This window comes from Paraburkholderia dilworthii (genome assembly GCF_000472525.1).
Lineage (GTDB): Bacteria > Pseudomonadota > Gammaproteobacteria > Burkholderiales > Burkholderiaceae > Paraburkholderia > Paraburkholderia dilworthii.
This window is the reverse complement of record NZ_AWZT01000040.1, coordinates 55,835-67,842: the sequence shown is the minus strand read 5'-3', so window position 1 is coordinate 67,842 and position 12,008 is coordinate 55,835. Positions and strand designations below refer to the sequence as shown.

The 12,008-nt window shown below is 63.9% G+C and carries 10 protein-coding genes; 1 reads left to right on the top strand and 9 read right to left on the bottom strand.

Annotation, left to right across the window (positions count from 1 at the left end):
• The coding region (gene prpC / locus F759_RS0127110) for a bifunctional 2-methylcitrate synthase/citrate synthase (protein WP_027802626.1) at positions 1-1,046 on the bottom strand (1,046 nt) is incomplete at its 3' end.
• A 216-nt stretch (positions 1,047-1,262) separates the two neighbouring features.
• Here prpC and prpR point away from each other — a divergent pair.
• Positions 1,263-3,284 carry a propionate catabolism operon regulatory protein PrpR gene (prpR, locus tag F759_RS0127105; RefSeq protein ID WP_027802625.1) on the top strand — a complete coding sequence of 674 codons (2,022 nt, stop codon included), beginning with the start codon at positions 1,263-1,265 and terminating at the stop codon, positions 3,282-3,284.
• Here prpR and F759_RS0127100 read toward each other — a convergent pair.
• From F759_RS0127100 to F759_RS0127065, 8 genes are all read right to left on the bottom strand, one after another.
• Complete coding sequence (locus F759_RS0127100) at positions 3,241-3,642, bottom strand: helix-turn-helix domain-containing protein (RefSeq protein ID WP_027802624.1); 402 nt, start codon at positions 3,640-3,642, stop codon at positions 3,241-3,243. The genes prpR and F759_RS0127100 overlap by 44 nt on opposite strands.
• Positions 3,639-4,808, bottom strand: a complete 1,170-nt coding sequence (locus F759_RS0127095) for an NAD(P)/FAD-dependent oxidoreductase (protein ID WP_027802623.1) — start codon at positions 4,806-4,808, stop codon at positions 3,639-3,641. Before F759_RS0127095 ends, F759_RS0127100 begins: the two co-directional genes overlap by 4 nt.
• Entirely contained in the window at positions 4,805-6,184 is a 1,380-nt protein-coding gene (locus F759_RS0127090; RefSeq protein WP_027802622.1) for an FAD/NAD(P)-dependent oxidoreductase, read from the bottom strand. The genes F759_RS0127095 and F759_RS0127090 overlap by 4 nt, the downstream gene beginning before the upstream one ends.
• Positions 6,169-6,483: a (2Fe-2S)-binding protein gene (locus F759_RS0127085; protein ID WP_027802621.1), complete on the bottom strand. Its 315-nt coding sequence runs from the start codon at positions 6,481-6,483 to the stop codon at positions 6,169-6,171. Before F759_RS0127085 ends, F759_RS0127090 begins: the two co-directional genes overlap by 16 nt.
• Positions 6,480-8,324 carry an ABC transporter ATP-binding protein gene (locus F759_RS0127080; protein ID WP_027802620.1) on the bottom strand — a complete coding sequence of 615 codons (1,845 nt, stop codon included), beginning with the start codon at positions 8,322-8,324 and terminating at the stop codon, positions 6,480-6,482. Before F759_RS0127080 ends, F759_RS0127085 begins: the two co-directional genes overlap by 4 nt.
• Positions 8,324-9,271 (bottom strand): ABC transporter permease, encoded by a 948-nt coding sequence (locus F759_RS0127075; protein ID WP_027802619.1) that lies wholly within the window; start codon positions 9,269-9,271, stop codon positions 8,324-8,326. The genes F759_RS0127080 and F759_RS0127075 overlap by 1 nt, the downstream gene beginning before the upstream one ends.
• Entirely contained in the window at positions 9,268-10,221 is a 954-nt protein-coding gene (locus F759_RS0127070) for an ABC transporter permease (protein ID WP_027802618.1), read from the bottom strand. Before F759_RS0127070 ends, F759_RS0127075 begins: the two co-directional genes overlap by 4 nt.
• A gap of 105 nt (positions 10,222-10,326) precedes the next feature.
• Entirely contained in the window at positions 10,327-11,943 is a 1,617-nt protein-coding gene (locus F759_RS0127065; protein ID WP_027802617.1) for an ABC transporter substrate-binding protein, read from the bottom strand.
• Positions 11,944-12,008 lie beyond the last annotated feature (65 nt).

Sequence of the window (12,008 nt, the reverse complement as noted above, 5' to 3'; positions counted from 1 at the left end):
GCGATAACGAAGAGCGGGGTGAACATCGCCGTCGGCACGCCCATCATGTGGTACGACACGGCGCTGAACCAGTCGAGATTGGGAAACATCTTTTTCACTTCGGCCATGACTGTTTCAAGGCGCTCGGCGATATCGAACAGTTTCGTGCTGCCCGCTTCTTTCGACAGCTTCTTCGCCACTTCCTTGATGACCTTGTTGCGCGGGTCCGAGATCGTATAGACCGGATGACCGAAGCCGATCACCACTTCCTTGTTCTCGACGCGCCTGCGGATATCGCTTTCCGCGTCATCCGGCGTCTGATAGCGCGACTGGATTTCGAACGCGACTTCATTCGCGCCGCCGTGCTTCGGTCCGCGCAGTGCGCCGATTGCGCCGGTAATCGCCGAATAGATGTCCGATCCTGTACCGGCAATCACGCGACCCGTAAACGTCGATGCATTGAACTCATGCTCGGCGTACAGGTTCAGCGACACATGCATTGCATCGACCCACGACTTCGGCGGTTCGACGCCATGCAGCAGATGCAGGAAGTGGCCGCCGATCGAATCGTCGTCGGTCTCGACTTCAATGCGTTTGCCGTTGTGCGAATAGTGATACCAGTACAGCAGCATCGAGCCGAGCGAGGCCATCAGCTTGTCGGCGATATCGCGCGCGCCGGGCAGATTGTGGTCGTCCTTCTCCGGCAGCACGGTGCCGAGCACCGACACGCCGGTGCGCATCACATCCATTGGATGCGCGGCGGCAGGAATCCATTCGAGCGCGGCCTTGACGTTCGCGGGCAGGCCGCGCAATGCCTTGAGTTTCGTCTTGTACGCAGTCAGTTCGGCCTGCGTCGGCAGCTTTTCGTGCACCAGCAGATACGCGATCTCCTCGAATTCGCAGTTGCCCGCAATGTCGAGAATGTCGTAGCCGCGATAGTGCAGATCGTTGCCCGTCTTGCCGACCGTGCAAAGCGCGGTGTTGCCTGCGGTCACGCCGGACAGCGCAACCGATTTTTTCGGTTTGAATGCGCCCGCGTTCGGCGTGCTGTTGTCTGCTTCGCTCATCAGTATGTCTCCAGTTGCGTCGGTCTTTTAAACGCGACTAGAAACGCAAAGAACGGGCCACCGGCACGGGCATGCGGTAAGTGCATGATTTTCCAGGATTGCCACAATTCGCGGAGCACGGGTTATTTCATCTTTGAAACGTGCGAATTTCACTCATGAAACTGATGCGCGCATAATAGTCGACTTGGCCAACCCGCCCCAAGCCACTGAACGCTCATGAGCACGCCTTCCTTCGACTCCGTCCAACGCCCGCGCATTTGGGCGCTTAGCATCAGCCGCCTGCGCGATCTGTTTTTCGACATTGCCGGCGAATACGTGGAACGTGCGGACTTGCGCATTGTCGCGCAAGGTTTCGAAGACGCCGTTCGCGAGATCGACGCGGCGGGAGCGGCGCGTCCGGATGTCGTCATCGCGGGGGGCTCGAACGGCGCATATCTGAAAACGCGCGTCGCGGTGCCCGTCGTGATGATCACTCCGACGGGCTTCGATGTTATGCACGCGCTCGCGCGCGCTCGCCGCGACGGCGCCAAAGTCGCGCTGGTCACGCATGGCAATACGCCCGACGAAGTGCGCCGCTTCGTCACCGCATTCGGGCTCGATGTGACGTTCGCCTCGCATCAATCCGCGCAGGACGCGGAAAGCGTCGTGCTCGATTTGCGCGATCGCGGCATCGACGTGGTGGTCGGCCCAGGACTCGTGACCGATCTCGCCGCGAACGCCGGCATGGGCGCCGTGTTTCTCTACTCGCGCGCGTCCGTGCGCGCCGGTTTCGACACGGCACTCGAAGTCGCGCAGGCCACGCGGCGCGAAACGATCCGCCGTCAGCGGCTCGACAACCTGTTGCAACACTTGCGCGATGGCGTGGTTGCACTCGACGCGCAAGGCCGTGTCGAGGCGATGAACCAGCGTCTTGCCGCCGTGCTCGGCATCGACCCTGCAAAAGCAGTGGGCCGCGCGTTGCTCGACCTCGCGCCCGATCTCGCCGGCAGCCTGCCCGACTCGGACGGCGACGCGTTCTGCACCGTGCGCGGCGCGAGCTATGTCGTGCATCGCGGGCCGCTTGCGACGAGCGGCGCGGCGGCGGGCACGGTGCTGACGTTCCAGGAATCGCGCGCGGTGGAACGGCTCGACCGTACATTGCGCTCGCGTCAACGTGTGCAGCAGTTCAGCGCCCGTTATCGGCTTGAAGACATGGTCGGCGCGTCCGAATCCATGCAACGGGCGCGCGCTCTCGTGCAGCGTTACGCAAGATCGGACGCCACCGTGCTGATTCTCGGCGAGAGCGGCACCGGCAAGGAAATGGTCGCGCAGAGCATGCATCACCTGAGCGCGCGGCGCGACTTCGCATTCGTTGCGATCAATTGCGGCGCGTTTCCCGAAGCGTTGCTGGAAAGCGAGTTGTTCGGTTACGAGGAAGGCGCGTTCACCGGCGCGCGCAAAGGCGGCAAGGCCGGGCTCATCGAAGTCGCGCACCGCGGCACGCTGTTTCTCGACGAAATCGGCGAAATGCCGCTGTCGTTGCAAAGCCGGTTATTGCGCGTGCTGCAGGAACGTGAAGTCGTGCGGCTCGGTTCGACGGAACCCACGCGCGTCGATATTCGCGTTGTCGCGGCGACCCATCGCGCGCTGACGCAAGGCATCGAAGCCGGCACTTTCCGCGCCGATCTGTACTACCGGCTCAACATTCTCAGCATCGCGCTGCCGCCGCTGCGCGAGCGTCCAACGGACCTTCTACCGCTCGCCGCCGAGTTGCTATTGCAAGCCGCGGCGCGTGAACCGAGGCTCGCGGAGCGCCTGCCCGACGCGGTTGCCGCGGAACGCGTGCTGGCCGCGCTCGCCGAGCCGTTGCGTCGCTATGCGTGGCCGGGCAATGTGCGCGAGTTGCAGAACGTGATCGAGCGGATCGCTGTCGAGCTTGCCGAGATGGAGACGGAAACGGAAACGGACGTGGGTCTATATCCAGACGCAGACGCACAAGCCAACGCGGGCCTGAACGGCGCAACCACGCAATCGCTGATCACGCGCGACATGCTGCGCACCATTGCGCCTGAGATCGTAGAGCCGCATCACGCGCGCACGAAGAAAACCGCGCTGACACTACGCGAACGCAGCCGTCATGTGGAAGCCGACGAAATCCGCGCCGCCCTCGCCGCGCACGACGGCGACCGCGACGCAGTGTGCGACGCGCTCGGCATCAGCAAGACGACCTTATGGCGGAAGCTGAATGCGGCGCGCTAGGCTTCGCGCTGACATTGCCATGCTTGCTCGTATTGGCCGCCGCACGTTGAATAAACATGCTGGGCGTCATGCCGCAGCATCGTTTGAAATGCCGGCCAAAGTGGCTTTGATCGAAGAAGCCCACCTCGGTCGCGACCACTGAGCCGGGCACGCCTTCGAGCAACATCGTCTGCGCCCGCTGAATGCGCACGCCGCACAGATAGCGATACGGCGAAGAACCGTATTGCTGCCGGAACACCGTCGCGAAACGCGACACGCTAAGCGCGGACAGCGCCGCGAGTTGCGCGAGCGTCACCGGCTCGTTGAAATGAGCTTCGATAAAAGCCCGCGCGGTATTAAGGCTGATGGACTGTTTCATGACGTCACGATGGTCGGGCGAGGCGCCAGGCCTTTTGCAAAACGCTGAATGGAAAACCGGTCGAGTGGAATCGGCGTGCTGCCGGTATCGAGGAGTTCCGCCATCGTTTCACCGACGCCCGGGCCGATCTGAAAACCGGCCCCGTTAAAGCCGAACGCATAAAAGAGACCGTCGACCTTGCTGCTCGGGCCGATTACCGGTTCGCCGTCAGGCAGATAACTTTCGACGCCGCTCCACACGCGAATCACATGCAGCGGCGCAAGCGCGGGCACGAGCCGCCGCATCTGCGCGAGCTGACGCACCGTGTTCTGAGGCAGGACCGATGCGCGGCTCGTCACCGGATCCGCCGGACCTGCGGGACCGCCGCCGACGATAATATTGCCGCGCGGAATCTGCCGGAAATAGATGCCTTCCTGCTTGATGGACGTGAACACGCCCATCGACGATTTGAACACGTAGGGCACCGGCTCCGTCACGCACATTTGCGGGCCGCTTACCGTAAGCGGCGCGCCCTCGCCGAACTGTTCGGTAAGACGCGTCGCCCACGCGCCCGCACAAATGACGAGTTGCGCGGCGCGGTACACGTCGCCGCGCGCGCTTTCCACGCGAAAGCGGTCGCCGTCTTTTTCGACGCGCACGATCTCCGTGTTCTCGATCACCTGTGCGCCGAGCCGCGCCGCCGCGCGTCCGAATGCGGGCGCGGCCAGCCGCGGATTCGCGTGGCCGTCGAGCGGCGAAATGGACGCAGCCAGCACTTCACGTCCAAGAAACGGGAAACGCCGGAACATCGCTTCGCCGTGCAGCACTTCGAGTTCGAGCCCGTGAGCGCGCGCGTCGATCGCGTACTGATCGAAATTCTCGACGTCCTTCTGGTGATAGCACACGCGCGTATGGCCAACCGGCAGAAACTCGATGTCCTCACCAAGCAGTTCCGCCGAGCGCTGCCAGGTACGCAACGCGCGATTGGCCATCGCGAGTTGCGGCAATGCGCGGCCTTGCCGCCGAACGCCGCCAAAGTTCACGCCGCTCGCCTGCTGCCCGGTCAGCCCGCGTTCGAGCAGAATCACCGAGCGATTTCGCTGGCGCAGAAAGAACGCCGTGGTGGTGCCCATGATGCCGCCGCCGATCACGATGACATCCGCTTCGTTGCTAGTCGCCGCGCTCATTGCGCCACCTCCTCGGTGAGTGCGACGGGCAGCGGCTTGACCGGCGCCTGGCCGCGCAAACGTCCCACCGACGAGAGCGGCACGCAAGCCGCCGCCGCGATAATTTCCGCGCCGGCGTGTCCGCAGTAGCGCCCCTGGCAACGGCCCATGCCGACGCGCGAAAACGCCTTCGCGCGATTGGCTTCCTGCGCGCCCGTCTCGCATACGACGCGGCGCAACTCGCCCGCCGTGATCGCTTCGCAGCGGCAAACAATGGTTTCGTCGGCCAGCGACGCGGCGAACTTCGCGGGCCACGGAAACGCTTCGCGCAAGCCCGCGGCAAAGCGCGTAAAGCGGGCGAGTTCAGCGCGCAAGCCTTCCATGTCTTTTATGCCCGCGGTCTGCATGCCGTGGTCGTGCATCGCGGCGAGTGCCGCGAGGCGGCCGGAACGTTCCGCTGCGTCTGCGCCGCGCACGCGCGCGCCGTCGCCTGCAAGATAGACGCCTTTGACGCTGCTGCGGCCGTCGTTGTCGATTTGCGCAAGCCACTGCTGCGCGTCGCCGTCGAAGATGAAGCGGCAACCGGCGAGGTCTGCGAGTTGCGTCTCGGGGCGCAAGTGATAGCCGAGCGCCACGGCATCACACGCGAGCTCGATCCGCTTGCCGCCCGGCAGCGCCGCTGTCACACCGCTTACGCCCGTTTGCGGCGAACCTTTGATCTCGAGAGGCTGCACGCCGCGATAAACCGGCACGCGCGCTTTCGCTAACACACGCGTCAACGCAAGGCCCTTTTTCAGCGCAGCGGGAATCGCAAGCAGGCGCGGCAACGCGGCCATGCGCTGCATGAACGTCGACGTATCGAGCACCGCCGCGACCTGCGCGCCCGCCTTCACATATTGCGCGGACACGAGATACAGCAGCGGCCCGCTGCCCATCATCACGATGCGCGAGCCGATTGCGCAGCCTTGCGATTTCAGTGCGACCTGCGCGCCGCCAAGACTGAATGTGCCTGCTTGATGCCAGCCTTTGACGGGCATGAGCCGGTCGGTCGCGCCGCTGCAAATAATCAGCGCGTCGAACGGCAGTGTGCCGTAACGCGTGCCGCTCACTGTATGCACCGCGTTCGCCGAGATATTCCATACGAGCGTTTCGGGCAGATAGTCGAGACTGGTTTTCAACGCATCGAAACTCTCGTGCAACGAAGCCGCGCGCTCCGCCTCGGTGCCATAAAGCGTGTCATAGCTGCGCGAAAAGCCTTCCGGTTGACGCCGATAGATCTGTCCGCCGTCTCGTCGGCCTTCATCGATAACAGTTGGACGCAAGCCCGCTTCAACGAGCGCCTGAGCAGCGCGCACCCCCGCCGGTCCCGCCCCAATGATGATTACGCGCGGGGCCATACGCCCTCCCCGGCTTCGGCCAGTTTCGTGACGATCGACATACCGGGCGCCGCCGGCGTACTGCACGCGCGCACACGCTCGCCTTGCGCGGTCCACACCCAGCAGTCCTGACACGCGCCCATCAGACAGAAACCGGCGCGGCGGCCATCGCCGAATTCGGAATCGCGCAACGTGCTCACGCTCGTGAGCAACGCGACCATCAGCGTGTCGCCTTCGGCGGCTTCGCGCACCACGCCGTCGACGGTAATCGGGAAGGTCCTGCGACCGGTTTCCGCCAGCCGCACAAATCGCTGGTTCATGCCGGGATTGTCTCCAGGGTTTGCAAGCGGCTCAGTTCCGCCGCCGAATGGTGGCAAAGAATCTCCGCACCGGAAGGAAGCTTCTTGAGCGGCGGCGGCGTCATGTTGCACCTACCGTCGATACGCACAGGACAGCGCGAACGGAACGAACACAACTCGGGCACCTGGGCGCTCTCGCCCATCGCGGGTAATGCGCAGGCGGCCACGTGACGGCGGGCGTCGAGCCAGCCGGGCTTCAGCTCGGGCACCGAATCGACGAGCAGACCGGTGTACGGGTGATACGGCGGCGCGGCGAGCACGTCGCGTTGTCCCGCTTCGACACGCTGCCCCGCATACAACACGATCACTTCGTCGCAGATCGCGCGCACGGTCGAGATGTCGTGGCTGATGAACATGTACGACACGCCAAGCTCGCGCCGCAACTCGGCGAGCAGATCGAGGATCGCGGCGCCGACTACCGTGTCGAGCGCGGATGTCACTTCGTCGCAGAGAATCAGCGCGGGGTCGGCGGCGAGCGCGCGCGCCAGATTCACGCGCTGCTTCTGACCACCGGACAAACCGGCAGGCGTGCGCGTGGCTATGGAAGCCGGCAGTTTCACCAGATCGAGCAACGCGAGCATGCGCTTCTTCGCGGCAGCGCCACGCAGATGGTGATAGAACGCGAGCGGCCGGCCGAGAATGTCCGCAATCGAATGGCTCGGGTTCAGCGCAGTGTCCGCATTCTGGAACACGATCTGAATCTGCCGGTACTGGTCGGGTGTGCGGTGCGACAGTTGCGCGGGCAGCGGCTTACCGTTGAACAGTACTTCGCCGCGCGCGCGGTCGACAAGACCCGCCACCACGCGCGCGAGCGTCGTCTTGCCCGAACCCGATTCGCCGATCACGCCGAGCGCGCTGCCACGAGCAATGCTGAGACTGACATCGTCGAGTACGCGCACCGCGGGCACGCCGGAGCGGTCGATGCGGCCATAGCCCGCCGACAGTCCGCGAATTTCGAGCAGCGGCGGTACAGGCTCAGCGCCTTCACGCGGCGTTTCAAACGACGCTTCGGGGCGACGCGTCGCGGCGAGCAACTGGCGCGTGTAGGCATCGACGGGCGCGTCGAGCACTTGCGCGACCGCGCCGTTTTCTTTCACCGCGCCGCCGTTCAGCACGACGATTCGGTCGGCCATCTGCGCGACCACGGCAAGATCGTGCGACACGTAAACAGCAGTCGTGCCGAGTTCGCGCACCACCTTCTTGAAGGCCGCGAGCACTTCGATCTGCGTGGTCACATCCAGCGCGGTAGTCGGCTCGTCGAACACGACGACAGCCGGATCGGTGATCAATGCCATTGCGGCCATCAAGCGCTGCAACTGCCCGCCGGAGACCTGATGCGGATAACGGTCGCCGATTGTTTCCGGTGCGGGCAACGCAAGCGCACGGAAGAGCCCAATCGCCTTGGTCCGCGCGGCGTCTTTGGTCATCAACTGGTGCAGCAGCGCGGGCTCGGTCACCTGATCCATGATCGTGCGCGCCGGATTGAAACCGGCCGCGGCGCTCTGCGCGACATAGGCGACGGTGCGTGCGCGCAATGCGCGGCGCCCTTTCGCGTCGAGCGACAACACGTCGACGTCGCCGATGCGCACCGAACCGCTGCTGATCGAGCAGCCCGCGCGAGCATAGCCGAGCAGCGACAACGCAATGGTCGTCTTGCCCGAGCCCGACTCGCCGATCAACGCGAGCACCTCGCCTTTCTTCACCGAAAAGTCGACGCCCTTGACGATCTCCGTCACCGGCCCGTGCGCGGCACCGGCGACGACCCTGAGACCCTTCACCTCAATCATGTCCCGGTCGGCCATCATGCGTCTCCGTGGCTACGGCTGCGACGCCGCAAGTTGTCGATCAGCAGATTCATGCCGATGGTCAGCGTGGCAATCGCGACCGCCGGCATCAACACGGCAGGCGCGCCCTCCGATAGTCCGCCGATGTTCTCGCGCACGAGCGAACCCCAGTCGGCGTTCGGCGGCTGCACGCCAAGGCCGAGGAAGCTCAGGCCGCTCAACAGCAACACGATGAACACGAAGCGCAACCCAAAATCGGCGAGCATAGGATGGATCATGTTCGGCAATACCTCGACGCGCGCGATGTACAGCAGACCTTCGCCGCGAGCGCGAGCCACCTGCACATATTCGAGGCCCATCAGGTTCAACGCGAGCGAGCGCGAGATACGGAACGCGCCAGGAATGTAGGCCAACGCGGCGACCGTCGTGAGCATCGTGATCGACGAACCGAAGGCCGCGATCACGACGAGCGCGAGCACCTTGCTCGGAATCGAAATCAGCGCATCGAACAGACGGCTCAACACTTCATCGACCCATTTGCCCGACACGGCCGCGACGAGACCGAAGAACGTGCCGATCACGCTCGCGAGCAACGCGGCCGCGAGCGCGAGGCCGACCGTATAACGCGCGCCGTAGAGAATGCGGCTCAGCATGTCGCGGCCGAGATAATCGGTGCCGAGCGGATAGGCCGCGCTATAACGGCCGAAAATTTCCGTCGACGTCAGCGCGCCGCCTTTGTACGGCGCGACCAACGGTCCGATGAAAGCGACCAGAAGCCAGAACAGGACCATCAGCAGGCCAAGCAGGCCGAGCACGGAAAAGCGGTGCACGAGGCGTTGCAGCACGTTGTACTTTGCGCTCGCCACTTCAACGGGCGGCGGCTCGACGACGAGTTCATCGCGGGTGACGTCGTATAGCTCGGTGCCGGCGTGAGGGACGTGGGGATTGGTAGGTTGGCTCATCATCGACGCAGCCTCGGGTTGGATACGATTTGACACAGGTCCGCGATCAGAACGAGCGCGAGATACGCGGCGCAAAACACCATCACGCAGCCTTGCACGAGCGGCATGTCGCGGTTGGTCACGGCGTCCACCATCAGGCTCGCAAGGCCCGGATAGTTGAAGATGGACTCCACGATCACCACGCCGCCGAACAGATACGAAAGGCTCAGCGCGACCGCGTTCGCAATCGGCCCGATGGTGTTCGGCAGCACATGCCGCAACACCACGCGCCGCGGCGACGCGCCCTTGAGCAGCGCCATTTCCACGTACGACGAGTTGAGCTGATCGAGCACCGCCGCGCGCGTCATGCGCGCCATCTGCGCGACGATCACGCAGCACAGCGTCATGACCGGCATCGCGTAGATGCGCAGCAGCGCGCCGAATGAATTGACTTCGGACAGATACGACAGTGCGGGCAGCCAGCGCAGCTTCACGGCGAAGATCAGCACCGCGACGGTCGCGACCAGAAACTCGGGCACTGCCACCGTCGACAACGTCAGCACGTTCAGTACACGGTCGAGCAGCGAGCCGCGAAACATCGCAGACGCGATGCCGATAACCAGCGCGACCGGCACCGACACCGCCGCGGTCAAGCCGGCGAGCACGAGCGAGTTCGGCAGCCGCGTCGCAATCAACTGACTAACCGGCAGATTGTTCGACATCGACGTGCCGAAGTTGCCGGTCACGATATGAAGGAGCCACTCGCCGTAGCGTTGCAGCGCGGGCTGATCGAGCCCGAATTGATGCCGCAATGCAGTGACGGCCTCGGGGGTGGCCGCCTGGCCGAGCGCCTGTTGGGCGGCGTCGCCGGGAAGCAGCCCCGTGACGCCGAACACGATCGCCGAGACGAGCAGCAGCGTAAGCAGCGCGAGGCCGAGGCGCGCGGCGATAAGTCTTTGCGCGTGTGCTTTCATCGAAAGTCGCCTCCTTTTTGAAGCATGCGCGCCGCGTCGAAGCGGCACGCCTTTGCGTGTATTGCGGGGAATGGCGCCGGTTACCGGAACCGGGACGCCTTCACATTACGCCTCTAGCCAGACGTTTTCGGAAAATGCAAAACCCATCAGACCTGCGAGCGGAATCGAGCCGAGTCCCTTGAGCTTGCTCGTATAGGCGTCGAGCGAACTCTGGAACAGCGGAATGCCGATGCCGCCATTTTCATGCACCAGCACCTGGATGTCGCCGTAGATCTGCTTACGCTTGGCGTCGTCCGGTTCGCCACGTGCCGCGACCAGCAACTGGTCGAACTTCGCGCTCTTCCAGTTCGCCTCGTTCCACGGCGCATCCGACTTGAAAAACTGCGTGAGCAGCACATCGGCGCTCGGGCGTGCGTTGACCGAACCGTAACCGAGCGGATGCTTCATCCAGTGGTTCGACCAGTATCCGTCCGCCGGCACGCGCGTTACCTGCAAGTTCAGGCCCGCTTGCGGCGCGACCTGCTGGAGCAGCATCGCCATCTCGACAGAACCCTCGGCCGCCGGCGACGCAAAGATCTGGATCGGCGTGCTGCCCACCTTGGCTTTCTGGAAGTGAAACTTCGCCTTGTCCGGATCGAACTTGCGCTGCGGCAAACCCGCCAGGTAGTACTTGTTGGTCGGATCAATCGGCTGATCGTTGCCGATCGCGCCATAGCCCTGGAAGATCGCCCGGCGAATCTGCTCGCGATCCTGCAGGTACATCATGCCTCGCCGAAAATCGTCGTTGCCGGTTATGCCGCCTTCGTCGCGAACAATCAGGTCGGTGTACTGGCCGGTTTTCGTTTCCAGCACCGAAAAGCCGCCCGCGCCCTTGATGCGCGGCGCCGAGCGCGGGCTGACCGCGTTGATCAGCTGCACGTCGCCGGAAAGCAGCGCGTTCACGCGCGCCGACTCGTCGCCGATGCCGATCAGTTCCACCTCGTCCAGATGCGGCAGGCCCGGCTTCCAGTATTTCTCGTTCTTCACGCCAACCGTGCGAACGCCCGGCGAGAATTCCTTCACTTTGAACGGACCGGTGCCCACTGCCGTTTTGAAGTCTTTGGTGCCGTCCTTGATGATGAGGAAGTGCGACGTGGCCAGAATCACCGGCAAGTCGGCGTTCGCGCCTTCGAGTGTGATCGTCACTTCGTCCGGACCCGTGGCCTTCACTTCCTTGATCTGATCGGCGAGCGTCTTGGCCTTCGACGCCGTGGCCGGGTCCTTGTGACGCATGATCGAATAGACCACGTCGGCAGGCGCGAGCGACTTGCCGTCGTGGAATTGCACGCCGCTGCGCAGCTTGACGACCCACACGGTCGCGTCTTTCGTGTCGAGCGACGTGGCGAGCGCCATCTTCGCGCCGAGATGCGAGTCGAGTTCGGTCAGGCCGTTGTAGAACATGTTGCAACGGACGTAGTCGGTGGCAAGCGACCCCTTCGCGGGATCGAGCGTGTCGGCAGCGGAGGCCGACTGCGTCGCCACCCGAATCTTGCCGCCCTGCTTCGGCTTCGCCTGCGCGAATGCCGCGCCGCTCGCGCTCAGCAACCCGGCGCCCGTCATCGACATCATTCCGGCCGCGGCCATCGCGCGCAGCACATCGCGCCGCGACGCACCCCTGGCTGTCAATTGCTCCAACCCGTTGCCGAGGTCAAGAGCGCCATGTTTCGAGTTTTCCTTATTCATCGAACTTCTCCGCGAGGGTGGGCAGTTGTGATGGCTGCGTGGGGTTGACTAACAAGCAACAACAA